Source organism: Arthrobacter zhaoxinii (genome assembly GCF_025244925.1).
In the GTDB taxonomy this organism is placed as follows: Bacteria; Actinomycetota; Actinomycetes; order Actinomycetales; family Micrococcaceae; genus Arthrobacter_B; species Arthrobacter_B zhaoxinii.
Map to the genome: position 1 here is coordinate 1,998,989 of NZ_CP104275.1, position 24,639 is coordinate 2,023,627.

Below are 24,639 nucleotides of genomic sequence, written 5' to 3' on the forward strand. Positions count from 1 at the left end.
CGCAAAGCCCCGGTCCCCGTTATCCACAGCGGCGGGCCGGGGCTTTCGTTTTGGCCGCAGACTGCACAAGCTGATCTGTATGCCCGCTCAACTTTTTCCCTATCCCGGGGCCCTTCCCCAGGTCACGTCCACGGGCGGAGCGCTGTTCACTGCCGGGGAGGTCTTCCGCCACGAGGAACTCCAGGCCATGGCGATGGACGGGCTGCTGCGCCATGTGTACGCCGGGACCTTTGTGCGCTGGGATGTCCGGCCGGATCCGGTGGTCCGTGCCCTTGCGGCGTCCGCGGAACTGCCGCCACCGCTGCGCCGGCGCCTCACCATGGGACGGCTGACCGCCGCCTGGATCTACGGCTGCGCTCCGCGGCCGCCCAGGCTCGATGTCCTGGCGGACCGGCGCAGCCGCACCGGCGCCATGCAGCCCTTCAGCACCGCGGTCCTCCATGAGGTCCTGCTGGGCCCTGCGGACCGCGTGGACGTAGGCACGGTGTCCGTCACCTCGCCGCTGCGGACCGCCGTCGACGTCGCCCTCTATGCGGGCACTGCGGACGCCGTTGCCGCCCTGCGTCGCCTCGCGGCACATCCGGTGCTGGGCTGCCGGCTGGACCTCGTGCGGCGTGCACTGGAGGCCGGCAGCCGGGTGCCCGGCAAGGCGGCGGCGCTGGAACGTGTCACGGCCGCCGCCGCCCCTGCTGAATAGCCGAATAGCCGACCCTGGCCGGTTAGACCCGCCGCTGCGACCCGGTGGTCCGGTAGACGTCGAACACGCCGTCGATCTTGCGCACTGCGCTGAGGATGTGGCTCAGGTACTTCGGATCCCCCATTTCGAAGACGAACTTCGACATGGCCACGCGGTCACTGGAGGTGTTGACGCTGGCGGAGAGGATGTTCACGTGGTTCTCCGAGAGCACCCGGGTCACGTCCGAGAGCAGGCTCTTGCGGTCCAGTGCCTCCACCTGGATTTCGACCAGGAACACGCTGGACTGGGTCGGCGCCCACTCCACCGGGACAATGCGGTCCGGTGTGGCCCGCAGTTCCTGCACGTTGCGGCAGTCGCTGCGGTGGACCGAAACGCCTGAACCGCGCGTAACGAACCCGATGATCGGGTCCGGCGGGACCGGCGTGCAGCAGCGGGCCAGCTTGACCCACACGTCTCCCGTACCGCGCACGGTAACGCCCGAATCGGTGAACTTGGGGCGGCGGGCGGCCGTGGAGACCGGTGCTTCGGCGAGGTCCTCTTCGGCGCCCTGATGGCCGCCCATCAGGTTCACCAGGTGCTCAATGACGTTCTGGGCCGAGGTATGGCCGTCACCGACGGCGGCGTAGAGCCCCGAAATGTCCTGGTGGTGCAGTTCCTCGGCCACCGCCACCAGCGCATCGTGCGTCATCAGACGCTGCAGCGGCAGGTTCTGCTTGCGCATCCCCCGGGTCAGCAGGTCCTTGCCCTTTTCGATGGCCTCTTCGCGGCGTTCCTTGGTGAACCACTGCCGGATCTTGTTCCGGGCACGCGGGCTCTTGACGAAGCCCTGCCAGTCCTGGCTGGGGCCGGCGCCTTCGGCCTTGGAGGTGAAGATCTCCACCCAGTCGCCATGCTGGAGCTCGCTGTTGAGCGGCACCAGTTTCCCGTTGACGCGTGCACCGATGGTCCGGTGGCCCACCTCGGTGTGGACCGCGTACGCGAAGTCCACCGGCGTCGAACCGGCCGGAAGGGCCATCACTTCGCCCTTGGGGGTGAAGACAAAGACCTCGCGGGCGTTGATTTCGAACCGCAGTGAGTCCAGGAATTCGTCCGGGTCCGAGGTTTCCTGCTGCCAGTCCACCAGGCTCCGCAGCCAGCCCATGTCATCGGGGGCTTCGGGGCCCTTGTTTCCGTCCTTGTACTTCCAGTGCGCCGCCACGCCGTATTCGGCCCGGCGGTGCATGTCATGGGTGCGGATCTGGATCTCCACCGGCTTGCCGCCGGGACCGATCACCGTGGTGTGCAGTGATTGGTACATGTTGAACTTCGGCATCGCGATGTAATCCTTGAACCGCCCGGGAAGGGGGTTCCAGCGCGAATGCAGGGCACCGAGGGTGGCGTAGCAGTCGCGGACGGAGTCCACCAGGACGCGTACGCCCATCAGGTCATGGATGTCGTCGAAGTCTTTGCCCCGCACGATCATCTTCTGGTAGATCGAGTAATAGTGCTTGGGCCGGCCGGTGATGGTGGCCTTGATCTTGACCGCGTGCAGGTCATCGGCGATCTGGGACCGCACCGTGCCCAGGTACTTTTCCCGTTCCGGCGTCCGGTCGCCGACCATCCGGACAATCTCGTCATACACCTTGGGATGCAGTGCGGCGAAGGACAGGTCCTCCAGCTCCCACTTGATGGTGTTCATGCCCAGCCGGTGGGCCAGCGGGGCGAAGATTTCCAGGGTTTCGCGCGCCTTCTTGGCGGACGATTCCGGTGACACGAACCGCCAGGTGCGGGCGTTGTGCAGCCGGTCCGCAAGTTTGATGACCAGGACGCGGATGTCCTTGGCCATGGCAACAACCATTTTGCGCACGGTTTCGGACTGCGCGGCGTCGCCGAAGGTGACCTTGTCCAGCTTGGTGACGCCGTCCACGAGCATCGCCACTTCGGGACCGAAATCGGAGCGCAGCTCGTCCAGGGTGTAGCTGGTGTCCTCCACCGTGTCATGCAGCAGGGCCGCCGCCAGGGTGGTGCCGGACATGCCGAGTTCCGCCAGGATGGTCGCCACAGCCACCGGGTGGGTGATGTACGGGTCCCCGCTCTTGCGCTTCTGGCCCTCGTGGCTGCGCTCGGCCACCACGTAGGCGCGCTGGATCAGGTCCAGGTCTTCCTTGGGGTTGTTCACCCGCACGGTGCGCAGCAGCGGTTCCAGCATGGGCGAGTAGCCGGGATTGCCGCGGCCGGCCAGCCGGGCGAGCCGGGCGCGCGTGGAAGTGCGGCGCCCAGTCGACGGGGCCCGCCCTGATCCGCTGCCGACCTTCGCCCCTGCGGGGGTCCTGGCCTGGCCGGGTACCGGGAGCAGGGCGTCAGCGCTGCGGTTGCCGGCAGCGTCCAGCGCCGCAGCTTCACTCGCTGCGGTGCTCTCGCTGCCCGGGTCAATCCCCGTGGTACCGCTGTTTCCTGCCTCATCGGCAGGCGTTGCGCTATTGGCCACTGACGACCTTTCTTCCGTGCTTCTTCAAGCAGGTGTTCAAAACGCTTCCTTGGCGGCCGCTGCGGCGCGGCTCCTGTCAACCAGTCTAAGCCTGCCCGCTCTGCACTTAAACCGCCGGTTCCGTACTCCTTGAAGGAAGGAGGACGGAACCGGCGAGGCAGACCTGGGTTTGGTTCTAGGCGTGAACAGCCGCCGGGGTCTTTGCCTCGGCTGCGCGGCGCTCGGCCACACGCTTGGCCTGCCTGCGGATGTCCGGTTCGTTCCGGCGCAGCACCGCGTACAGCGGCGCCGCGATGTAGATGGTTGCCACGGTGCCCAGGATGATGCCCACGAACAGGGCCAGCGACAGATCCTTCAGGGTACCGGCGCCCAGCAGCAGCGCACCGATGAACAGGATGGAGGCCACCGGAAGGACGGCCACCACGGACGTGTTGATGGACCGGACCAGGGTCTGGTTCACGGCGAGATTGACCTCTTCCGCAAAGGTCCGCTTCGTCCGCTTGTCCAGGTCCTTCGTGTTTTCCCGGACCTTGTCGAAGACCACCACTGTGTCGTAGAGCGAGTAGCTGAGTACGGTGAGGAATCCGATGATGGCCGACGGCGTCACTTCGAAACCGCTCAGGGCGTAGACGCCTGCGGTGACCACCATAACCACCAGCAGCCCGACGACGGCGGCCACGGACATCTTCCAGGTGCGGAAGTACAGGGCCATCAGCACCGCGGCAAGGGCCACGAAGACGACGAGTCCCACCAGCGCCTGCCGGCTGACGTCGCTGCCCCAGGTGGGGCCGATGAACGTGGAGGTGACTTCCTCCTGGCTGACGCCGTAGGTGTCCGCCAGTGACTCCTTGACCTCAATGGTCTGGTCATCGCTCAGCTTCTCCGTCTGGATCCGCATGGTGCCCGGAGCAATGTTGGTGACCTTGGGGTCGGCAGTGCCCGCAACCTCGGCTACTGCCTCCTCGCCTCGGCTGACGTCGGTGTTGCTGACGTTGGAGACAGTGAACTCGGAACCGCCGCGGAACTCGATACCAAGGTTGAAGCCGCCCTTGGCCACCGGGATGAGGATCGACAGCACCACCGCGGCTGCTGCGATGAAGAACCAGAGCCGAGCCTTGCCAACGAAGTTGTAGGACCGCTTTCCGGTGTACAGGCCATTGCCGAATGCGGCGAAACTGGGAAGCTTACTCATTACTCGCCGTCCTTTTCGGAGCTGCGGCCGGATCCGGCCATTGAATCCTGCTTTTCGGCAAGCCGCCGTTCGGCGATGGTCATCCGTCGTTCGGCTTCCTTAGCCGCAGCCTTGTTTTTGCCGCGGGCCGCCGAAGCGTCTGCGGGGGTGCGTACCCGGCCGGCGCCGCGGTACAGCGGTATTGCGCCGAGGCGGCTCGGGTCGAGACCGGAGAAGCGGTGGCCGTCGCCGAAGAACCTGGTGCGGGCCAGCAGCACCATGGTCGGGTGCGTGAACATAAAGACCACAATGAGGTCGGCAATGGCGGTGAGGCCCAGGGTGAACGCGAAGCCGCGCACGTTGCCGACCGCCACGAAGTACAGGACGACGGCGGCGAGGATGTTCACGGCCTTGGAGGCCAGGACGGTGCGCTTGGCCCGTTTCCAGCCGTTGTCCACGGCGGACACCAGGCCGCGGCCGTCGCGGAGCTCGTCACGGATGCGTTCGAAGTAGACGATGAACGAGTCGGCGGTCTGGCCGATGGCGACGATCAGGCCCGCCACGCCCGCCAGCGAGAGGCGGTAGTTGTGGCTCCAGCCCAGGATGGCGATGGCCAGGTAGGACAGGAGACCGGCGACGACCAGCGAGGCAATGGTGACGAAGCCCAGCGCCCGATACTGGAACAGCGAGTACACGGCCACCAGCGCAAGGCCGATCAGGCCGGCGATGATGCCCATCCGAAGCTGGTCCGCACCGAGCGTTGCCGAGACCTGCTGTTCGCTCTGGATTTCGAAGCTGATCGGCAGGGCGCCGTACTTGAGCTGCTCGGACAGCGCCTCGGCGCTCTCCTGGGTGAAGTTGCCCGTGATCTGGGGCTTGCCGTCGGTAATGACCGCGTTGACGGTCGGCGCCGAAATGATCTGGCCGTCCAGGACAATGGCGAACTGGTTCCGGGGGTCCCCCTCAGGGAAGGCGAACAGACGGTCGGTGACGGAGCGGAACTTGTCCGTGCCTTCGCCGTTGAACTCAATGTTCACGGCCCACTGGTTGGTGGAGACGCCGTTGTTGCCCTGGGCCATGCCGAAGCTGGCCGTGGAGATGTCCACGCCGGGAACTTCCACCGGGCCGAGGATGTACTTACCCGCAGTGCCCGGTTCGCAGGCAACCATCGGCTGGTCTGCCGGAGCCTGCTCCGCGTTGGCAATGGTGTCCGGGTTCAGGCAGTCGGTGGTTTCGAACTGTGTCTGCAGCTCGGGTGAAATCCAGTTGGTGTCCGAAGCATCCGTGGGCTCGGCCGACGGGGTGGGCAGCTGTTCTGCCGGAGTCGGGTCCGTGACTGCTGCACCCTGTCCCCCGCCGCCGCTCAGGACCGGACGGAACTCCATGTTGGCTGAAGCCTGGATCAGTTCGCGTGTCTCGGCATCGGGAACGCCGGGCAGTGACACCACGACGTTCCGGTTGGACTGGGTGCTGATCTCCGCTTCGGAGACACCGCTGCCGTCCACGCGCTGGCGGATGATCTCCACTGCCTGGTCCAGCTGTTCGGTGGTGATGTCAGAGCCACCTCCCTGCACTTCGGGAGCCAGGATCATCTGGGTGCCGCCCTCGAGGTCGAGGGCAAGTTTCGGGGTCCAGCTGGCGTTGCTCCACATGGAACCACCGCCAAGCAGAAGGGCCAGGGCAGCAAGAATGACGCCCAGCCAAAGGAGCGTCTTTTTCGCGGCCGAGCCGGGGCCGGTACGGGGCATAGGGAATTTTCCTTAAGGGCGAAGATCACCGGGACCATCATGGTCTCCGGGCGGCAAGCGGGGCACCAATGCCCCGCTTGGCTCGTGGAGAGTCTAGTTCTCTTTTTTGTCGTCGCGGTTCAGGCGCTTAAGTGTTTCTTCCGGCGTCTCGTCCTGCACGGCGTCCTGGCGCTCGGACGTGTCCTTGCCGAGCGTGAGGGAAGAGGCATCATCGGGGACCGCGGCGGCGTCATCGGCCGGTGTTTCTTCAGCGGGAATGGTGACGACCTTGGTCAGTGCCTGGAGGTGCACCGTGGCGGTGTTGCCGGGGGAAAGCTCCAGAACGGCCTTGTTTTCGTCCTGGTCCACGGAAACGATCCGTCCGAAAAGCCCGAACTGGGTCATGACCTCGGTACCCGGAAGCATCTGCGCCCGCTGCTGAACAACCGTCTGCTGCGACTTCTTCTGCTTGCGGAACATCATGATGACGAAGACCGCCAGCAGCAGAGGGAGAAAGAGATCAGCGATATTCACGTGGAGAATTCCGTTTCTGTTGAGGAAGTGCCGGGCGTCCCGGCATGCTGCCGGGACCATGCCCAAGGGCAAGTCTAAACGGAAAACGTGGAAGCGGACGGTTAAGTTTCCCGCAGGCTCTCGTCGGCTGCGGCGGACGAGGTGTTGGTACCGGGCCCGGAGAACATGTTCTGCGGCATCGCGGCCGCCACGTTCTCGGGCATCTGCAGGCCCAGATGCTCCCAGGCGGCCCGGGTCGCGATGCGGCCCCTCGGCGTCCGGCCGAGCAGGCCTTCGCGGACGAGGTACGGTTCGGCCACCGTCTCCACGGTCTCCGGCTCCTCGCCGACGGCGATCGCCAGCGTGGAAAGGCCCACCGGTCCCCCGTTGAACTTGGTGATCAGTGCGGTGAGCACGGCACGGTCCAGCCGGTCCAGGCCGAGCACGTCCACTTCATACATGTCCAGGGCCGCACCTGCCGAACGGGCGTCGATCTGCTCGATTCCGTGCACCAGGGCCCAGTCGCGGACGCGGCGCAGCAGCCGGTTGGCGATTCGCGGCGTGCCGCGGGAGCGTCCGGCCACCTCGGCGAAGCCTGCGGAGTTGACCTTCATATCCATCAGCATGGCCGAGCGGCGCAGCACCAGTTCCAGTTCCTGCGTGGAGTAGAACTCCAGATGGCCGGTGAAGCCGAAACGGTCCCGCAGCGGCCCGGGCAGCAGCCCGGCGCGGGTGGTGGCACCCACCAGGGTGAACGGCGGCAGGTCCAGCGGGATGGCGGTGGCGCCGGCACCCTTGCCGACGATGATGTCGACGCGGAAATCCTCCATGGCCATGTAGAGCATTTCCTCGGCCGGACGGGACATGCGGTGGATTTCGTCCAGGAACAGCACTTCGCCCTCGGTGAGGGAGGACAGGATGGCTGCGAGGTCGCCGGCGTGCTGGATGGCGGGCCCGGAGCTGATCCGCAGCGGCGCATTCATTTCCGCGGCAATGATCATGGACAGGGTGGTCTTGCCCAGGCCGGGTGGACCGGACAGCAGCACGTGGTCGGCGCTGCGGCCGCGCAGCCGGGACGCTTCGAGCACCAGCGACAGCTGTTCGCGGACACGCTTCTGCCCCACGAAGTCGTCCAGGTTCTTGGGGCGCAGGGCGGCCTCGATGGCTTTGTCGTCCGGGTCGGGGCCGGGGGCGACGAGGGAGTCGGCGGCGGTCACCTTAGCCGGCCTTTCGGCGCGATGCGGCCCGCGCGCCGTCGTTCCCGAGGCGGCGCAGCGTCAGTTTCAGGATTTCCCCGACATTGCCGGCGGCAGCGACGTCGGGATGCTCGGCAGCGGTGTCGTCAACTGCAGCGGTGGCGTCCTTTTCGGACCAGCCGAGACCGGTCATGGCAGCCAGCACCTGTTCCTGCCAGCGCGGGGAAGCCGGGTTGTTTTCCGCAGTGCCGTGCGGCACGAGCTTGTCCGCCAGTTCGAGGACAATGCGGCGGGCACCCTTGGGCCCGATGCCGGAGACCTTGCTGAAGGCCTTGTCATCACCGGTGGATGCGGCCACGCGGATGGCTTCAGGAGTGTGGACGGCCAGGACGGCGAGGGCGATCCGCGGACCCACGCCGCTGACGCCGAGCAGGATTTCGAATACTTCCCGCTGATCTGCATCACTGAACCCGTACAGGGTCATGGAGTCCTCACGGACGATCATCGCGGTGTGGACGAACGCTTCACTTCCCGTACGCAGCGAAGCCAGTGTCTGGGGAGTGGCCTGGACGAGCATCCCGAGTCCTTGGACATCGATGACGGCGGAGGAAAGGCCCACGTGCGAAACGACCCCGCGGAGGGAACTGATCATGAAGGAACTCCAGAGGCTGTATAGAACATATCTACGAATACCCTACTTGCTGGCGCCCGCATTCCCCTGCTGTTCAGTAGCTTCCGCGTTTTGCCCGCGCTTCCGCTTCGGCCCACAGCCGCTGGGCCGGAGTCAGTCCGGTAGCCGGTGCCGTGCCCCGCGAGGCGGAGCCGGCGGTGGGTCCGGGACCTGCGACGCCGCGGCGCCAGGCGTGGGTGATCGCCAGGGCCAGCGCGTCGGCAGCGTCGGCAGGTTTGGGCATTTCGTCCAGCCGCAGGATCTTGGTCACCATCTTGCCCACGGCATCCTTGTTCGCCGAACCGGAGCCCGTCACCGCCGCCTTGACCTCGGTGGGCGTGTGCAGGGCGACCGGGATACCGCGCCGGGCGGCTGCGGCAATGACGACGCCGGAGGCCTGGGCGGTGCCCATCACCGTGCTGACATTGAGCTGGCTGAACACCCGCTCCACGGCCAGGACATCGGGCCGGTGCGTGTCCAGCCACAGGTCGATGGCTTCGGAAATGACCAGCAGCCGCGCATCAAGCGCGGTTCCGGCCACCGTGCCGACAACTCCAACGGCCACAAGGGTGGCCCGGCGGTTTCCCTCGACCTCAACTACTCCAAGGCCGCAGCGGGTCAGGCCGGGGTCCACCCCCAGGACGCGTAGAGACACAGGTACGTCTTAGTCGTCTTCTTCAAGCTCGGCCATAACGGCGGCCGGGATATCAGCGTTGGAGTAGACGTTCTGCACGTCGTCGAGGTCTTCGAGCGCGTCCACGAGCTTGAGGAACTTGCGGGCTGCGTCCGCATCCAGTTCCACGTGCATGGACGGAACGAATTCGGCCTCATCGGTCTCGTACTCGATGCTGGCTTCTTCCAGGGCGCCGACGACGGCACGCAGGTCCTGCGGCTCGGAGATGATCTCGAAGTTCTCTCCGGATTCCTTCACCTCGTCCGCACCGGCATCGAGGACGGCCATCAGCAGGTCGTCTTCGGTGAGGCCGTTCTTCGGCAGGTTCACTACGCCCTTGCGGGTGAACATGTACGCCACCGAACCGGGATCACCCATGTTGCCGCCGTTGCGGGTGACCGCCAGGCGAACCTCGGAGGCGGCACGGTTCTTGTTGTCCGTGAGGCACTCAATCAGGAGAGCCGAACCCTGGGGTCCGTAGCCCTCATACATGATGGTCTGGTAATCGACGGCTTCACCGAGCAGGCCGGCGCCGCGCTTGACCGCGCGGTTGATGTTGTCGATCGGCACCGACGTCTTCTTGGCTTTGGACACGGCCAGTTCAAGGGCCGGGTTGCCTGCCATGTCGGCTCCGCCGGCGCGTGCTGCAACTTCAATGTTCTTGATCAGCTTGGCGAAGGACTTGGCACGCTTGGCATCAATTACGGCCTTCTTGTGCTTGGTGGTTGCCCATTTAGAGTGGCCCGACATGCTCTACGCTTCTCCTCTGATCGATAAAAAAGTCCGGCTGCTTGCCGCCCGTCGGGACTCCGGGGGAACCGGGCCGAACAGGGAGACCAGCTAAGCGTCCCGAACACACTGCCACAATTCTAGCGACCGAATCCGTTTCCGGGGCGGTCAACGCGTCCCGGACCGGCAGCGGGGCCGGGTACCGACGTGGAAAAGCACTGTTGACCAGCCCCGATGCGTGCAGCCTCACGCCCGGGAATCGCCGCCGGATCAAGGGGGTGCGCTATATTCAGTAACCATGAGTTCTTTCTCCATCCTGGTCGGAAAACTGGTCCGCAGTGCCTCCAAACTGCGCGGCGGCGGCTCCGCCCTGCCGGGCCTGGTGGTGGAGAAGATCGATCCCGATTTCATTCGCCGCACCCTCGCAGACCTGCCGCTCGGCGTCGCCGTCGTTTCCGGCACCAACGGCAAGACCACCACAACCAAAATGGTGGTGGAGCTGCTCGAGAGCCAGGGGCTGAAGGTTTTCACGAACCGGACCGGCAGCAACTTCACCCGCGGTGTCGCCGCGGCGCTGCTGGGCGAAGTCAGCCTGCGCGGACGCCTGGATGCGGACATCGCCGTCCTGGAACTGGACGAGGCCCATGCCGTGCACTTCGTGAAGCTGATCCAGCCGCGCTACAGCCTGCTGCTCAATGTCCTCCGCGACCAGCTGGACCGGTTCGGCGAGATCGACAAGACGACCCGGCTGCTGGAGCAGATTGCCCGTGCCACCACGGAGACCGTGGTCCTGAACCGTGAAGATCCCCGCGTCGCGGGCATTGCCGAGTCCCTGACCGGCCAGCGCGCCGTGTACTTCGGGCTCGACGCGTCGCTGCGCAGCACCTTCCCCAACGACGACGAGATGCGCGGCAGCCTCGCCGAGGCCCTCGCCGCCACCCAGGAAGCCGACGTCGTCCTGGAACGCGTCAGCGAGACCGAGGCGGACTTCCTCATCGACGGACAGGTCCGCACCTCCGGGCTGAAGCTGCGCGGCGTCTACAACATCTTCAATGCCGCTGCGGCCCTGGCCTTCGCCCGCACCATCAAGGGCGGGGACCTGGATTCGGACGCACTGTTCGAGGCGCTGGCCAACGTGGAGCCGGCCTTCGGCCGCGGCGAGTCGCTGACCGTCAACGGGCAGCCGCTGGAGCTGGTGCTGGTGAAGAATCCCAGCGGCTTCCGCCTCGGCCTGAAGTCCTTTGCCGCCCACGGCTATTCCACGATGATCGCCATCAATGACAACTACGCCGACGGCCGGGACATGTCCTGGCTGTGGGATGTGGACTTCGAATCCCTGGCCGAGGGCGGCGTCGACGTCGTCAGCGGCGTGCGTGCCTACGACATGGCCCTGCGCCTGAAGTACGACGACGTGCCCGTGCGCACCATTGAACCGGACATCACGGACGGACTGAAGCGTTTCATCAAGGACTCCCCCGGGGTTCCCATGCGGATCTTCTGCACGTACACGGCCATGCTGGCCGTGCGCCGGGAACTCTCCAAGATCACGAAGGTAGAGGTGGTCTCATGACCGAGGACCGCACGATTAAGATCCTGCAGCTGTACCCGCGGGAAATGAATATTTACGGCGACTGGGGCAATGTGCTGGTGCTCAAGCAGCGCCTGAAGTGGTACGGCTACACGCCCGTCGTGGAGGAGTACAACGCCGGGGACGAGTTCCCGACGGATGTCGACATCATTGTCGGCGGCGGCGGGCAGGACAGCGGGCAGGTGGTGATCCAGCAGGATCTCCAGCAGCTGGCCCCCACCCTGCAGGGGCTCGCCGAGGACGGCCTGCCGATGCTGGTGATCTGCGGGCTGTACCAGTTGTTCGGACGGTTCTTTCGGACGCATGAGGGTGCACTCATTCCGGGTATCGGCATCCTGGACATGGAGACCCACGGCGGTGATGTGCGGCTGATCGGCAACGTGCTTTCCGTCAGCGAAGAGTTCGGCGAGATCCACGGCTATGAGAACCACAGCGGCCAGACGTTCCTCGGTCCGGGCGTGAAGCCGCTGGCGGAGATCCGCAAGGGAGAGGGCAACAACACCAAGGACAGCACCGAGGGTGCCCGCTACAAGAACGTGGTGGCCAGCTACCTGCACGGTTCCCTCCTGCCGAAGAACCCTGCCATTGCCGACTTCCTGATCGAGAAGGCAGCCATCCGCAAATTCGGCAGCTTCTCCCCCGTTTCCCGCTCCGAAGCGGACCTGGCGGAGCTGTCGAAGCTTTCGGAAATGGCACGCCAGCACGCCGGGCAGCGGCCGCGCTAGATCGCGGGCGCCGGGCGTCGTCCCGTTGCCTACCGGCACTGTTTAGCCGGACACAGGGCATGGTTGGATTACCCCATGTCTTCCCGACCTCCGGTATGGCCCACCGTTCACAACGAACGCCAAGCCCTCATTAACGACCTTGAATCGCTTTCGCCGGGGCAATGGACCCAGCCCTCGCTCTGCCCCGGCTGGGACATTCACGACGTCCTGGCCCACCTCGTGGATACAGCGAAGACAACTCGTCTCAGCTTTCTCCGCCAAATGGTTGCCGCGAAGTTTGATTTCGACACAGCCACCGCACACGGGATCACCCGGGAACGAGCCGCGACCCCGCAGGCCACCCTCGCTGAGTTCCGTCGCATACGTGAATCAACCAGAACGGCGCCGGCTGCTCCGGCAACGCGGCTCGTCGAAGCAATCGTGCATGGTGAGGACATCCGGCGTCCCCTTGGGCTCACAGGAACCTACCCGAGTGAGTCGGTCGAGGCAGCCCTGCAATACCAGGTCAAAACCGGGGCCTCCCTGGGCGGCGGTAAGGAACGCGCGCTTGGATTCCGTCTGCAGGCTCCCGATTCACAGTTTCACCACGGATCCGGTCCCGAAGTCGAAGGAACCTTATTGGCACTCCTCATGGCCGTCTCCGGCCGCCCCGTCCATGCGGAGGATTTCTCGGGTGAAGGCGCAGCCTCATTCGTCGGCAAGCTTGAGCAGGCGTCTCACTGAGGAGCCTCCTCGCGCATCTCGGCTCTGCCGGGGCGTTCGGCGCAGCGGACGCCGCCGGCCGGCGTCGCCGGTTAGTCTGATCGTCATGATCCCAAGTGCCGACCTTGATTCCTACGCAGAAAAGATGCGCCGGCTAGTCGAAAAGGGAATGGACTTCGAGGTCGATGCACGGTTTGTCGACATGCTGGCCCCCCGGAACAGCCGGATCCTCGACATCGGGTGTGGCATCGGCTCGGCGGTTAGTGCGCTGCGCCGGAGTGGGCATCAGGTGTACGGCATCGATCCGACCCGTGCCGTTTTGGATGTCGCCGCTGACATCTTCGATAAGGGTTGGTATCGGCAGCTGGCCGTGGAGGAACTAGCTGATGATCGCTTGTGCGGAGAGGGTCTTCCGGGCGAATACGAGGTCATCTTGATGTCCGGAAACGTGCCGGCATTCCTTTCCGACGAGGCCTTGCAGGACGCTTTCAGGAGAGTTCGTGGGCTCTTGGTTGACGGTGGCCTGTTTGTAGTTGGTACCACCGTCGGAGCAAGGGGCGGCCCGACGGCCCAGGATGCTGCGGCGGGTTCCGCAGGGCTACCGTTGAAAAATCGATTTTCGGATTGGCACCTCGGCGCTTTCGACAAGGACTCAGGCTGGTCAGTGAGCGTTTATGCCAAACCGGGTGCACTAAGCACTCGCACCGGCCCGGACGGGGTCTTCCTTCTGAAGCGCTGAGACGCAGCCGGGCTGAACGGGCAGGGGCGTCGCGTTACTTCGATGCCAGTCGGCGACTTCCCGGTGCGCGGTGAATCCTGCCGCCAGATAGGTGGCGACGGCTCCCGCGTTAGAGGTCTCCGCGCAGACCATGGCGCTCGATGACCCCAGTTGCCGGAGCGCGTCCACTGCCGCACTTGCCATGGCTGTGCCGTATCCGCGGCCACGGTGTTCCTGATGCACTGCCAGTGGTTCGATGAGTCCCGGACGCCCTTCGCCGGCCGACCACACCGCGGCGGCAGCGACGACATGACCGTCACGGCATCGCAGGGACAGTATGCGCGCGAGGTCAAGAAAGGGGCTTTCCGCGGCGAGGCGCCATCCATCCACGAAGCGTTGGCTGCGCTCGTCCGGTATCGGGGTACCCCGAAAGGCCGACCAGTGAACAGCCACCCACTCAGCGGTGTGACCTGGTTCCACGGTCTCAACCCGGAGGACCGAGGCCTTGTGCGATGCTGCCATATCGTGGTGGAGCGGTGTCCACGGTTCGTCGGCCGACCAATCGTTCTGCGCCAGCTGCTCGGTCAAGGCGACCGCACCGCGTGCCTCGATAGTTGCTGCCCCTGCGCTGAGGATTCCAGCCATCGGGTTGTTGACGTCATCAACGATGCGAAGGGCAAGGCTTGCATCTCGGCGCCGCGTCGGATCGATGGCGAACCGCAACAGCTCGGGGCCGTCGAGAAGGGCCATGGCAAGGATCGTGTCACCCTGCGACCACACGCGGGTCGCAGCGGCTGTGGCGGCTGGCCCTCGTAGGGAGTACCAGCCCAGATCGCCTGGGTGTAGATGCAGTGGTCCCCTGTCGTGTTGCCACTTCCCTAAAACGCTGCAGATCCCACCGAGCTCGTCCACACCCGGTGTTCGCAGGACAACATCCATGATCCCCCGTCTTCCTTCTCCAAAAATGTTCCAGAATGCCGAACTGCACTTCTACTGCCGCGGCGAAACGCTGACCTGGTGCCTGGGCAGGGTCCACGTCTGGTGACGGGAACGGCAGCGACGGCAGCCAGGGCCTGCGCAGTACTCTCGGCGATCGCCGCGGCACCGGGAGGCAGTCCCGCTAAGTAATTCCTCAGCGGGCATGGTGCTTGTCGGCAGAAGTGGTTGTTTCGGTCAGTCAGCGGCGGAGGCTGCAGCCTTGTTCATCATTGACTGTTCGCTTGCTTCGCTGTGACGAATGACCAGGGAGGTCGTGATGAGTATGGCGGAGAGCAACATGGAGGCAACCAGGAGGAGCAAATAAATCAGCGATACCAGCACAGCGCTAGGTGCTGTTTCCCAGACCACGAGAAGCGGCATTCCGCTCAGACTGTCTCCTACGCCGAAGTTCCTGTTGATAAACGAACCCAGGCCGAGGAGGACGACCGCTGCAATCCCGAACCTCGTACCAAACCTCATTGTGGACTTCGCGAGCGTTGCACCAGACATCTCACTCCTAGGATTCGGTCGGCTCGAGCGGTCAATGCCGCGACATCTGCTTTAGTATGCGCGCCGTTCACGGCAGCATCAATGCCGGGCTCGGGCTGGGGTCCACCCGCCGGGTAGGCGTCCCAGTAGTTTTTCCCGGCTCAGCATGTCGCCTTACGAAGCGACGCCGCCAGCCGCACGGCGCTGTGCAAACCCGCTATCTAGTCCTGCGACTCGATCACTCAGGTGCCCGGCAGCGGCGGTGCGGTGGATTGATAGGTGTGCCCGGTGGGCGTGGTTATTGCCACCGTGTGCCGGTCCGGATTATCAATGCCTTCGGCCCGCCATCCGGCTGCTTCCTTGGCGTGGTTGCAGGCTTCGCAGAGACCCTGCAGGTTGTCGCTGGAGGTGCGGCCGCCTAGATGATGGGGCCGGATATGGTCGCGGTGCCGAATCGGGGCGTTGCACCACGGTGTCCGACAGGTTTCGTCCCTCGTGGAAATGAACCTTGACAATGCTTCGGGGACAAACCGCGCCTTCGAGTCCATGCCGATGAGTTCACCCGAGGTCGGCGCGGTATAGAGGCGCCGGAGCCAGAGATCCGGCGCTGAAGGCGCTCCACGCCGGCCGGTCCGTTCCGTCCGTTCTTTGTGTCCGGCTTTTCGTACGGCGTCGCGTGCCCACATGGCCGGCACCACGCCGTATCCCTGGAGGTAGGCCGGATCTTCGGCGCCCGCAAGAAGCGTACGGTCGGTCATGACGAGCTGGACTTCCATCGGCACACGGTCAGCTTGGGTAAGGCCGGTGATTCTTTCGACCAGCGTGTCAGCCATGATCTGGCCCCGGCCGCGTTCATCGCCGCGTGCCCGGAGGGAATCCGCTTCACGGCTGAGGGCGGCAAATACGGCGACGCCCTGGGCCACCGGCAACAGGCCTGTCAGATAGGTCATAGTGTCCGGGGCGGGCCGGCAGGAAACATAACGGTCCGCCTGCGCCTTGGCTGCACGCCGGACCAGTGCCTCCTGGTCGATCCGGTACGTCAGTTTCCGGATCCGGCCAATCAAACGCCCATCACCGAGCCCCTCGAGACCGGCAACGTCTCCGGCTACCTCACGGTCCACCAAGCGCCGGTCGGATACCGACAGGCATGCAGTCTCGCGGACCAGAAGCGTGGCCCGCCATTCGTTGAGTCTGCCCTCGGACAGCGCCCGGAGTGTGCATGGCATTTCATGTGCAAGTGCCTTGGAGAAGCCAAGAATCCGCCCACCGCGTGCAGGAGATTCGCGTCGTGCGAGGGCAATTTGAGCAGCGACTCCTCTCCCCTGATGCTCCTCGGGAATGCCGGAGCGGGCGTCCTTTGCACGGACGGAGGCATCGAAGGCGGCTGCGACGCGAACCTGGGCTGCTGCAGCAGCGGCCTTGAGTTCTTCCAGCACGCGCAGACGGTTTATCAGACCCGCGTCTGTATCGGCGGCAATCTCCTGCAGGGCCCGTCCGGACGACAGGTCGGCGATCCATGTGGTGACCGGCGAGGAGGACGGTTCGTTGCCACAGCCAGCGCCATCAACAGGTGGTGGATAGTCCCGATTTGATTCGAACATGTGTTCGATGCTATGTGCTCAAAACCCAAGCCTGCAATAGGAGGTTTCACCCTTGTGGAAAACTCTCCTCACCCCCCGAGAATCACGCCCTGACCTGCGGAAACACTTGAAAGAGTAAGTCAGGATCCTGGTCTCCCCTCCCGATCCCGCGTGCTTGCTGGAGGCGTGCAACCGTCAGCCCGGAGGCCGGTCTGGATCCGCCGCAGTCGGCAGGTTGGGAGTCCCGCCGTCGGCCCGCCCCAGGTCAGCCGCCCGCCTCCGCCGCCCGCCCCGCCGTCGGCTCCAGGTCCGGGACGCGTGCTACCGTTCGGGGCCGTACCCACAACCGAAGCCGACTGGTCCCGCGATTGAAGAGGCACCCCCCGAATGAAACGAGCCGCATGACTGTTGCAAAGCCCGGGAACTACTACGCCGTTCCTGAACTTGCAGGCGCCTACGACGCCGATACGGAAGCCCGGCAGGACCTGCCGTTCTACCTGTCCCTGGCTGCAGCACTGGGCGCCCGCCGCGTTGCGGACATCGGATCAGGAACAGGCCTGCTCTGCAGCCTTCTGGCCGGGCATGGGCATGAAGTGATCGGTGTCGAACCGGAAGAAACCATGCTCTCGCTCGCTGCGTCCCAACCGCATGCCGACGACGTCGCCTGGGTTCGAGGAACCGCGGAACATCTGCCGGAGGCCTGGGCCGATCTGGTTCTGATGACCGGACATGTCGCGCAGTACTTCCTCGATGACACCTCCTGGGCGCAGGTCCTCAGCCATGCGGGACGGGCTCTGAGGTCCGGAGGCAGGCTGGCATTTGAAGTGCGCACCCCGGACGCTGAAGCCTGGCGCCGGTGGGAGGGCACACAGAGCACCAGTCGGGGAACAGTCATCCAGACCGTCCGGCGCAACGGCGACCTGGTCACGCACACCGATACCTGGACCAACGAATCCGGCACCTGGACCACGACCGAGACCCTCCGCTTTCCCTCCTGGGACACGGTGACCGCAGGGCTGCAAGCGGCAGGACTTACGGTCGATCAGTGCTGGGGGAACTGGGATCGAAGCCCGGTGCGGAAGGATTCACCGGAGTGGATTGTCCTCACCAGCCCGGCGTAGCGCCCGCACCCGGCTGCCCGGCTGCCCGGCACCATGCCTAGCGACTCCCAGCACCCCCCACGACATCCCTACCCTCCCCCGCTGTCCTGCGTCACCAGCCACTCGTGCGCCCCGGCGTCGGCCGCTCCCAGGGACTCGACAACCGGAACGGTCCGTGCCCGCACCGCTTCCCGCTGGGCCGGGGGCGCGCATTCCCCCTGCGGCAGGTCCCCGGCTACGGAACACCACCGGTACGGGTCCCGGACAATCACCGACGGCGCCCAGGCAAGGTCACCGACCGACCACTCCCCGGCGTCGTCGCGCACGAACTGCGCCCGGACAATCAAGCCCTCATTGTTGACGTCGTACCAGGGCGACAGCTCCGTCACGGCATTGCCGAGCCCGTACACAATCCAGGTGCCGTTGTAGTTCTCGATCGGCAGGACCGAGTGTGTGTGGTGGCCGTAAATAAAGTCGAACTCGCCGCTGTCCGCCAGCGCGTGGGCCGTTTCCACCTGCTGGGCGTTGGGCGCCGAGGCGTATTCGTCACCGGCGTGGATCGCCGCGACGACGACGTCGGCCCCCTCCGCCCGGGCCGCCTTCGCCTTCGCGATCATCGCCGGAGCGTCGAGCAGGTCCACCTGCCACGGATACTCGGCCACCAGCCCGTTCAGTCCGTAGGTTGCTTCGATGACGGCGAGGTTCCCCGCCGGCGCGGACAGGAGCATGGGTGCTCCGGCACCGGCTTCCGCGGCGTATGACCCGGTGTGCTCCAGCCCGAGGGAGTCCAGCACCCCGAGGGTGCGGTTCAGCCCGGCCGTGCCGGCGTCGACGGTGTGGTTGCTGGCAGTGGTGCAGCCGGAATAGCCGACGGCGGCCGCGGCGGTAAGGATCTGCGGAGGCACGTTGAACATGGGATAGCCCGCATAGGGACCGTCCGGCTCGGCCACCGGAGTTTCCATGTGGCACACGGCCAGGTCGGCGCCGGAGATGTAGGTCCGCTGCCCGGCCAGCAGCGGCTCGAAGTCCAGGGGAGCCTTCCCGGTGGCAGCCGCATCCGCCGCGGCCTGCTCCCAGAGCTGAGGGTGGACCAGCAGGTCCCCGGCGAGCATCAGGGAGAAGCAGTTCTCCGTGGGACACTCCAGTCCTTTTCCGGGGCTGCCGGAATCCGCGGACGGTGCCGGGACGGACGGCGACGCAGACGGGTCGGCGGCTGAAGAAGACGCCGACGACGCCCCGCCGGCACCCCCGCCGCCCTCCTGCCCGCTGCCCCCGGCCGCCGTACAGCCGCCGAGCAGCAGGGCCAGCACCAGCGCCGCCGCGGGCCCCGGCAGCCGGGCCGGCGCCGGACCGGCCCCTGCAGTGCGAACGCCGAGGTTGCGTTTCATGAACTCCGCCATAACTCCCCCACGGATCTCGCCCCAGGCCTGCGGGCTGCGGGCAGCGGGGAATCGGACCGATCCTACGGCAGTGTCAGGTTGGATTGGCATGCTCCGCTGTGCCAGTCTTGGGCTTTATGGACAATCCCTTCCTTTACCCGAGTAGCCTGCCGTACCAGCTACCCCCGTTCGAGCAGATCAACGAAGACGTTTTCCTGCCCGCCTTTGACAGCGGCATCCGTGAGCACGCCGCGCAGATCGAGCGCATTGCCGCGAACCCGCAGGCACCGGACTTCGGCAACACCATTGCAGCGCTGGAGTCATCGGGCCAGGAACTGGGCCGGACCGCCGTCGTCTTCTTCACCTTCTGCGCCGCCCACGCCACCGAGGGTGTGCAGCAGATCCAGCAGGAGATCAGTCCGCGGCTGGCCGCCCACGAGGACGCCGTCTACCTCAACCGGCAGCTCTTCGACCGGGTGGAAGCGGTTGCGGCAGAAACCGGCGGCCTGGATGACGAGCAGGCGCGCCTGGTGTCCGAGTACCGCCGGCGTTTCATCCGCGCCGGGGCCCGGCTCGACGACGCCGGTCAGGCACGCATGCGGGAACTGAACGCCCGGCTTTCGGAACTCGGGACGGAGTTTTCCCAGCGCCTGCTGAAGGACACCAATGATTCCGCCCTGGTGCTCGACGACGCGGCCGAACTCGACGGCCTGTCCGACGACGACGTCGCCGCCGCTGCCACCGCGGCCAAGCAGGCCGGGCACGACGGCAAATACCTGCTGTCCCTCGTACTGCCCACCCCGCAGCCGGCGCTGGCGTCGCTGACCCGCCGGGAGACCCGCCGCCGCCTGCACGAAGCCTCCCTGAACCGCGGCTTCCGGGACAATGACCGGAACACGCTGGCCATCGCCGCCGAGCTGGCAGCGCTGCGCGCAGAGAGGGCCGCGCTGCTCGGTTTCGCCACCCATGCCGAGTACGCCACGGACGACCAGACCGCACCGACCCTGGACGCCATCCACGAGATGCTGGACAAGCTCGCCCCCGCCGCCGTGCGCAACGCCAAGGCCGAAGCCGAAGAACTGCGCGAAGCGGCCCGGCGGAACGGCCACGAACTGGCCGCCTGGGACTGGGCGTATTACTCCGAGCAGGTCCGGCGGGAGAAGTTCGACGTTGACTCCGCCGCCCTGCGCCCGTACTTCGAGCTGGAGCGTGTGCTGAATGACGGAGTCTTCTACGCTGCAAACCGCCTCTACGGCCTCACCTTCACCGAACGCACGGATCTCACGGGTTACCACCCGGATGTGAGGGTCTGGGAGGTTAAGGACGACGACGGCACCGGGCTGGGCCTGTTCCTGGGCGACTACTACACCCGCAACACCAAGAACGGCGGCGCGTGGATGAATTCCCTGGTCCACCAGTCCCGGCTGCTGGACGCCCCGCCCGTGGTCATCAACAACCTGAACATTTCCAGGCCCGCGGCCGGCGAGCCCACGCTGCTGAGCTTCGGCGAGGTGGTCACCGCGTTCCACGAATTCGGCCATGCGCTGCACGGCCTGTTCTCGGACGTGACCTATCCCCAGTTCTCCGGCACCGCCGTACCGCGTGACTTCGTGGAATACCCGTCGCAGGTCAACGAGATGTGGATGCTGTGGCCGGAGGTGGTCAGCAACTTCGCGAAGCACCACGTCACCGGGGAGCCGCTGCCGCAGGACGTCATCGACAAGGTCAACGCGGCGGCCGTCTGGGGCGAAGGGTTCTCCACCACCGAGTACCTCGGCGCCGCCCTGCTGGACCTGGCCTGGCACGAACTGCCGCCGGGCGAAACGGTACAGGATCCGGAAGCGTTCGAGGCCGCAGCGCTGGCGGCGGCCGGCGTCGACCTGGACCTGGTTCCGCCTCGCTACCGGACCGGCTACTTCAAGCACATCTTCGCCGGCGGCTACGCTGCCTCCTACTACGCTTACATCTGGAGCGAGGTGCTCGACGCCGACACGGTCGAGTGGTTCCGGGAAAACGGCGGCCTGACCCGGGAGAACGGCGACCGTTTCCGGACGGAGCTGCTCTCCCGCGGCAACAGCATCGACCCGCTGCAGGCGTTCCGGAACTTCCGCGGACGCGATGCGCAGATCCAGCCGCTGCTGGACCGGCGCGGCCTGGCCTAGGCAGGCAGGCAGGCAGGCAGGCACAGAACAGCAAAAGGCGGGAACCGGATCACCGGTTCCCACCTTTTGTTGCGTTTACTAAGCCTGCCTAGGCCGGATTCCCCAGCTTCGCCTGCCGGCGGACACTGTACATCCGCTGGCCGATGGTCACGCAGCTGGCCAGGGTCAGCAGGATGAGGACCACCAGCAGCAGGACCTCGGGCACGCCCAGCCCCACCAGCCCGGTGGCCACCAGCAGGGAGACCAGCCGCTCGGCACGTTCGGCAATGCCGACGTTGGCGGAGAAGCCCAGCGACTCGGCCTTGGCCCGGATGTAGGACACCAGCATTCCCACCACCAGGCAGAGGACGGCCGCGATGCCGATTGCGTCGTTGCCGCCGCCGGTGAAGAACCAGATGGCGACGCCGGCAAACAGGGCGCCGTCGGCAAAGCGGTCGAGGGTGGAATCCAGGAACCCGCCCCAGCTGCCCTTGCGCTGCTGCTGCCGGGCCATGATTCCGTCCACCACGTCGGAGAAGATGAAGACGGTGATGAAGATGGTGCCCCAGAAGAGCTCACCCAGCGGATAAAAGACCAGTCCGCCGATCATCACGCCGAGGGTGCCGGCGATGGTGACCATGTCCGGGGTTACCCCGCGGCGCAGCAGCCAGGCGGCCAGCGGGCTGAAAACGGCAGTAAAGAATCCCCGCGCGTATTTGTTAAGCACGCGTCAGTCCTCACTGTCCGGGCCGGAGCCCTCTTCGGGCCAGGCCTCGGCCACCTGCTGGCGCACCTCGCCCAGGGTCTGGGTGATGGCCTTGGTCTGCGCAATGATCGGCAGGAAGTTTCCGTCACCGCCCCACCTCGGCACGATGTGCTGGTGCAGATGGGCCGCGATCCCGGCCCCGCCGGTTTCACCCTGGTTCATGCCCAGGTTGAAACCGGTGGGGCTGGATACCTTCCGCAGCACGCGCATGGCGGTCTGCGTCAGGGCAGCAATTTCCGCGGTCTCCTCCGGGTCGATGTCCGTGTAGTCCGGCACATGCCGGTACGGGCAGACCAGCAGGTGGCCGGCGTTGTACGGGAAGAGGTTCAGGATCACGAAGGCGTGCTTCCCGCGGTGGACAATCAGCGATTCCTCGTCCGACCGCTCCGGCGCGGCACAGAACGGGCAGGTCTCCTTCGAGGAAACCTGCTTCTGCCCGCCCTTGATGTAGGCCAGCCGGTGCGGAGTCCAGAGCCGCTGGAACGAGTCGGGGACGCCGGCGAGTTCAAACGTGTCCGTCACCGCGGCGTCGTCAGGCTGTTCTCCCATAGCGTCCCCGCCGCCCTACTTGTCCCGGTTACGGACGGCTTCAACAATCCGCTTGACGGCCTCTTCAACGGGCACGCCGTTGTCCTGGCTGCCGTCACGGAAGCGGAAGGACACGGCGCCTGCCTCGGCGTCGTCACCGCCGGCGATCAGGACAAACGGGATCTTGTCCTTGGACGCGGTGCGGATCTTCTTCGGGAAGCGGTCGGTGCCGGTGTCCACCTGGGCGCGGATGCCGTGGGCCTTGAGCTTGTCGACGACGTCGAACATGTAGTCGTTGAACGCTTCAGCCACGGGGATGCCGACTACCTGAACCGGTGCCAGCCAGGCGGGGAAGGCGCCGGCGTAGTGCTCGGTGAGCACGGCCATGAAGCGTTCCACGGAGCCGAACAGGGCGCGGTGGATCATGACCGGGCGCTGGCGGGTGCCGTCGGCGGCCTGGTACTCGAGTTCGAAGCGCTCGGGCAGGTTGAAGTCCAGCTGGATGGTGGACATCTGCCAGGTGCGGCCGATGGCGTCGCGGGCCTGGACGGAGATCTTCGGGCCGTAGAAGGCTGCTCCGCCCGGATCCGGGACCAGGTCCAGGCCGGAGGCTTCGGCAACCTCGGCGAGGGTGCGGGTGGCTTCCTCCCAGATGTCGTCGGAGCCGACGAACTTTTCCGGGTCCTTGGTGGACAGCTCCAGGTAGAAGTCATCCAGACCGTAGTCCTTGAGCAGGTCCAGCACGAACTTCAGCGTGGTGGTCAGCTCGTCCTTCATCTGCTCACGGGTGCAGTAGATGTGGGCGTCGTCCTGGGTCATGCCCCGCACGCGTGTCAGGCCGTGGATCACGCCGGACTTCTCGTAGCGGTACACGGAACCAAATTCGAACAGCCGCAGCGGAAGCTCACGGTAGGACCGTCCGCGGGAGCGGAAGATCAGGTTGTGCATGGGGCAGTTCATCGGCTTCAGGTAGTAGTCCTGGCCGGGCTTGGTGACCTCGCCGGTCTCCGGATCGGTGACCTCGTCCACGTGCATGGGAGGGAACATCCCGTCGCGGTACCAGTCCAGGTGGCCGGAAACCTCGTACAGGTGGCCCTTGGTGATGTGCGGGGTGTAGACGAACTCGTAGCCGGCCTCGGTGTGTCGCTGGCGGGAGTAGTCCTCCATGGCCTTGCGGATGATGCCGCCCTTGGGGTGGAACACCGGCAGGCCCGAACCCAGCTCATCCGGGAAGGAGAACAGGTCCAGTTCGGTGCCCAGCTTGCGGTGGTCGCGGCGCTCGGCCTCGGCCAGGCGTTCCTGGTAGGCCTTCAGCGCGTCCTTGGTGGGCCAGGCGGTGCCGTAGATGCGCTGCAGCTGCTGGTTCTTCTGGTTGCCCAGCCAGTACGCGGCGGCGGAGCGGGTGAGGGCGAAGGCGTTGGAGATCAGCTTGGTGTTGGGCAGGTGCGGGCCGCGGCACAGATCGCACCAGACGACGTCGCCGGACTTGCGGTCCACATTGTCGTAAATGGTGATCTCGCCGGCACCGACCTCGATGCTGGCACCTTCGCCCGCTTCCTCGGCGCCGTCCTTCTTGCCCAGCAGTTCAAGCTTGTACGGCTCGTTCTTCATGGCTTCGCGGGCTTCGTCTTCGCTGACCACGCGGCGGGCGAACTTCTGGTTCGAGTTGATGATCTTCTGCATCATCTTCTCGAGGGTCTTCAGGTCCTCCGGCGTGAACGGCTCGGCAACATCGAAGTCGAAGTAGAAGCCGTCCTTGATGTACGGGCCGATGCCCAGCTTGGCATCCGGACGCAGCTGCTGCACGGCCTGGGCCATGACGTGGGCGGTGGAGTGGCGCAGGACATTCAGTCCGTCTTCGGACTCAATGGTGACAGATTCCACGATGTCGCCCTGCTCCAGCGGCGTATCCAGGTCCTTGAGGACGGAGTGGACGCGCATCACGACGACGTCGCGGCGTTCGAAGAAGAGCTGCGCACCGGTGGTGCCAGTATCCACCGTGGTCTCTTCGCCGTCGACGATGAGGGTGAACTTCTCTGGCACTGACACGGTTGTCTCCTAGATTTCGTTGTACGGCGTCTGCTGCACGGCCTGGACACGGC

Annotated in this window: 22 protein-coding genes; 7 read left to right on the plus strand and 15 right to left on the minus strand. The window is 65.6% G+C overall.

Translation table 11 applies throughout. The features are described from left to right. Positions 1-79: 79 nt before the first annotated feature. Positions 80-697, plus strand: a complete 618-nt coding sequence (locus N2K95_RS09310) for a type IV toxin-antitoxin system AbiEi family antitoxin (RefSeq protein WP_260651336.1) — start codon at positions 80-82, stop codon at positions 695-697. 22 nt (positions 698-719) lie between these two features. Here N2K95_RS09310 and N2K95_RS09315 read toward each other — a convergent pair whose 3' ends face one another. The 8 genes from N2K95_RS09315 to N2K95_RS09350 form a co-directional block, all read right to left on the minus strand. Beyond that, positions 720-3,164, minus strand: coding sequence for a RelA/SpoT family protein (locus N2K95_RS09315; RefSeq protein ID WP_308206309.1), 2,445 nt, complete (start codon positions 3,162-3,164; stop codon positions 720-722). 175 nt (positions 3,165-3,339) lie between these two features. Continuing rightward, a complete protein-coding gene (secF, locus tag N2K95_RS09320; protein ID WP_260651337.1) occupies positions 3,340-4,356 on the minus strand; it encodes a protein translocase subunit SecF in 1,017 nt (338 codons plus the stop codon). After that, the gene (gene secD, locus N2K95_RS09325; RefSeq protein ID WP_260651338.1) at positions 4,356-6,083 is read right to left on the minus strand and encodes a protein translocase subunit SecD; all 1,728 of its coding nucleotides are present in this window, start codon (positions 6,081-6,083) and stop codon (positions 4,356-4,358) included. Before secD ends, secF begins: the two co-directional genes overlap by 1 nt. A gap of 93 nt (positions 6,084-6,176) precedes the next feature. Next, on the minus strand, positions 6,177-6,596 hold the full coding sequence (locus N2K95_RS09330; RefSeq protein WP_260651339.1) for a preprotein translocase subunit YajC: 420 nt from the start codon (positions 6,594-6,596) through the stop codon (positions 6,177-6,179). Between the two features lie 101 nt (positions 6,597-6,697). Further along, positions 6,698-7,792, minus strand: a complete 1,095-nt coding sequence (ruvB, locus tag N2K95_RS09335) for a Holliday junction branch migration DNA helicase RuvB (protein WP_260651340.1) — start codon at positions 7,790-7,792, stop codon at positions 6,698-6,700. A gap of 1 nt (position 7,793) precedes the next feature. Beyond that, positions 7,794-8,423 (minus strand): Holliday junction branch migration protein RuvA, encoded by a 630-nt coding sequence (ruvA, locus tag N2K95_RS09340; RefSeq protein WP_260651341.1) that lies wholly within the window; start codon positions 8,421-8,423, stop codon positions 7,794-7,796. A gap of 73 nt (positions 8,424-8,496) precedes the next feature. Then, a complete protein-coding gene (ruvC, locus tag N2K95_RS09345; protein WP_255766349.1) occupies positions 8,497-9,096 on the minus strand; it encodes a crossover junction endodeoxyribonuclease RuvC in 600 nt (199 codons plus the stop codon). Positions 9,097-9,105: 9 nt separating this feature from the next. Continuing rightward, a complete protein-coding gene (locus N2K95_RS09350; RefSeq protein ID WP_227921280.1) occupies positions 9,106-9,864 on the minus strand; it encodes a YebC/PmpR family DNA-binding transcriptional regulator in 759 nt (252 codons plus the stop codon). A 277-nt stretch (positions 9,865-10,141) separates the two neighbouring features. Between N2K95_RS09350 and N2K95_RS09355 the strand changes: the two genes are divergently transcribed. The 4 genes from N2K95_RS09355 to N2K95_RS09370 all read left to right on the plus strand — a co-directional run bounded on the left by N2K95_RS09355 (position 10,142) and on the right by N2K95_RS09370 (position 13,597). After that, entirely contained in the window at positions 10,142-11,413 is a 1,272-nt protein-coding gene (locus tag N2K95_RS09355; RefSeq protein WP_260651342.1) for a Mur ligase family protein, read from the plus strand. After that, complete coding sequence (locus tag N2K95_RS09360; protein ID WP_260651343.1) at positions 11,410-12,156, plus strand: type 1 glutamine amidotransferase; 747 nt, start codon at positions 11,410-11,412, stop codon at positions 12,154-12,156. Before N2K95_RS09355 ends, N2K95_RS09360 begins: the two co-directional genes overlap by 4 nt. Before the next feature lie 75 nt (positions 12,157-12,231). Beyond that, a complete protein-coding gene (locus N2K95_RS09365; protein ID WP_260651345.1) occupies positions 12,232-12,879 on the plus strand; it encodes a maleylpyruvate isomerase family mycothiol-dependent enzyme in 648 nt (215 codons plus the stop codon). Positions 12,880-12,964: 85 nt separating this feature from the next. Continuing rightward, a complete protein-coding gene (locus N2K95_RS09370) occupies positions 12,965-13,597 on the plus strand; it encodes a class I SAM-dependent DNA methyltransferase (RefSeq protein ID WP_260651346.1) in 633 nt (210 codons plus the stop codon). Here the strand turns inward: N2K95_RS09370 and N2K95_RS09375 are convergent. The 3 genes from N2K95_RS09375 to N2K95_RS09385 form a co-directional block, all read right to left on the minus strand. Beyond that, positions 13,550-14,326 (minus strand): GNAT family N-acetyltransferase, encoded by a 777-nt coding sequence (locus N2K95_RS09375; protein WP_260651347.1) that lies wholly within the window; start codon positions 14,324-14,326, stop codon positions 13,550-13,552. The genes N2K95_RS09370 and N2K95_RS09375 overlap by 48 nt on opposite strands. Positions 14,327-14,749: 423 nt before the next feature. Beyond that, a complete protein-coding gene (locus tag N2K95_RS09380; RefSeq protein WP_260651348.1) occupies positions 14,750-15,064 on the minus strand; it encodes a hypothetical protein in 315 nt (104 codons plus the stop codon). Between the two features lie 221 nt (positions 15,065-15,285). Beyond that, a complete protein-coding gene (locus tag N2K95_RS09385) occupies positions 15,286-16,644 on the minus strand; it encodes an HNH endonuclease (RefSeq protein ID WP_260651349.1) in 1,359 nt (452 codons plus the stop codon). 380 nt (positions 16,645-17,024) lie between these two features. Between N2K95_RS09385 and N2K95_RS09390 the strand changes: the two genes are divergently transcribed. Next, positions 17,025-17,744: a class I SAM-dependent methyltransferase gene (locus tag N2K95_RS09390; protein ID WP_260651350.1), complete on the plus strand. Its 720-nt coding sequence runs from the start codon at positions 17,025-17,027 to the stop codon at positions 17,742-17,744. Between the two features lie 68 nt (positions 17,745-17,812). Here N2K95_RS09390 and N2K95_RS09395 read toward each other — a convergent pair whose 3' ends face one another. Continuing rightward, complete coding sequence (locus N2K95_RS09395) at positions 17,813-19,213, minus strand: CapA family protein (protein ID WP_260651351.1); 1,401 nt, start codon at positions 19,211-19,213, stop codon at positions 17,813-17,815. A 26-nt stretch (positions 19,214-19,239) separates the two neighbouring features. Between N2K95_RS09395 and N2K95_RS09400 the strand changes: the two genes are divergently transcribed. Next, positions 19,240-21,264 (plus strand): M3 family metallopeptidase, encoded by a 2,025-nt coding sequence (locus N2K95_RS09400; protein ID WP_260651352.1) that lies wholly within the window; start codon positions 19,240-19,242, stop codon positions 21,262-21,264. A gap of 88 nt (positions 21,265-21,352) precedes the next feature. Here N2K95_RS09400 and pgsA read toward each other — a convergent pair whose 3' ends face one another. From pgsA to thrS, 3 genes are read right to left on the minus strand one after another with little or no spacing between them, the layout of a single operon-like run. Beyond that, positions 21,353-21,970 carry a phosphatidylinositol phosphate synthase gene (gene pgsA, locus N2K95_RS09405; RefSeq protein ID WP_260651353.1) on the minus strand — a complete coding sequence of 206 codons (618 nt, stop codon included), beginning with the start codon at positions 21,968-21,970 and terminating at the stop codon, positions 21,353-21,355. Positions 21,971-21,973: 3 nt separating this feature from the next. Further along, complete coding sequence (locus N2K95_RS09410; protein ID WP_260651354.1) at positions 21,974-22,558, minus strand: HIT family protein; 585 nt, start codon at positions 22,556-22,558, stop codon at positions 21,974-21,976. A 15-nt stretch (positions 22,559-22,573) separates the two neighbouring features. Beyond that, positions 22,574-24,586 (minus strand): threonine--tRNA ligase, encoded by a 2,013-nt coding sequence (gene thrS, locus N2K95_RS09415; protein WP_255791847.1) that lies wholly within the window; start codon positions 24,584-24,586, stop codon positions 22,574-22,576. Positions 24,587-24,639: the final 53 nt, after the last annotated feature.

Bases quoted from the DNA above. Each gene is read 5' to 3' on its own strand.
- secF (WP_260651337.1), bottom strand. From the start codon at position 4,356: ATGAGTAAGCTTCCCAGTTTCGCCGCATTCGGCAATGGCCTGTACACC.
- N2K95_RS09385 (WP_260651349.1), bottom strand. From the start codon at position 16,644: ATGTTCGAATCAAATCGGGACTATCCACCACCTGTTGATGGCGCTGGC.
- N2K95_RS09400 (WP_260651352.1), top strand. From the start codon at position 19,240: ATGGACAATCCCTTCCTTTACCCGAGTAGCCTGCCGTACCAGCTACCC.
- N2K95_RS09365 (WP_260651345.1), top strand. From the start codon at position 12,232: ATGTCTTCCCGACCTCCGGTATGGCCCACCGTTCACAACGAACGCCAA.
- N2K95_RS09355 (WP_260651342.1), top strand. From the start codon at position 10,142: ATGAGTTCTTTCTCCATCCTGGTCGGAAAACTGGTCCGCAGTGCCTCC.
- N2K95_RS09410 (WP_260651354.1), bottom strand. From the start codon at position 22,558: ATGGGAGAACAGCCTGACGACGCCGCGGTGACGGACACGTTTGAACTC.
- N2K95_RS09350 (WP_227921280.1), bottom strand. From the start codon at position 9,864: ATGTCGGGCCACTCTAAATGGGCAACCACCAAGCACAAGAAGGCCGTA.
- N2K95_RS09360 (WP_260651343.1), top strand. From the start codon at position 11,410: ATGACCGAGGACCGCACGATTAAGATCCTGCAGCTGTACCCGCGGGAA.
- secD (WP_260651338.1), bottom strand. From the start codon at position 6,083: ATGCCCCGTACCGGCCCCGGCTCGGCCGCGAAAAAGACGCTCCTTTGG.
- N2K95_RS09395 (WP_260651351.1), bottom strand. From the start codon at position 19,213: ATGCCAATCCAACCTGACACTGCCGTAGGATCGGTCCGATTCCCCGCT.
- N2K95_RS09370 (WP_260651346.1), top strand. From the start codon at position 12,965: ATGATCCCAAGTGCCGACCTTGATTCCTACGCAGAAAAGATGCGCCGG.
- ruvA (WP_260651341.1), bottom strand. From the start codon at position 8,423: ATGATCAGTTCCCTCCGCGGGGTCGTTTCGCACGTGGGCCTTTCCTCC.
- N2K95_RS09375 (WP_260651347.1), bottom strand. From the start codon at position 14,326: ATGGCCCTTCTCGACGGCCCCGAGCTGTTGCGGTTCGCCATCGATCCG.
- N2K95_RS09390 (WP_260651350.1), top strand. From the start codon at position 17,025: ATGACTGTTGCAAAGCCCGGGAACTACTACGCCGTTCCTGAACTTGCA.
- N2K95_RS09380 (WP_260651348.1), bottom strand. From the start codon at position 15,064: ATGTCTGGTGCAACGCTCGCGAAGTCCACAATGAGGTTTGGTACGAGG.
- N2K95_RS09310 (WP_260651336.1), top strand. From the start codon at position 80: ATGCCCGCTCAACTTTTTCCCTATCCCGGGGCCCTTCCCCAGGTCACG.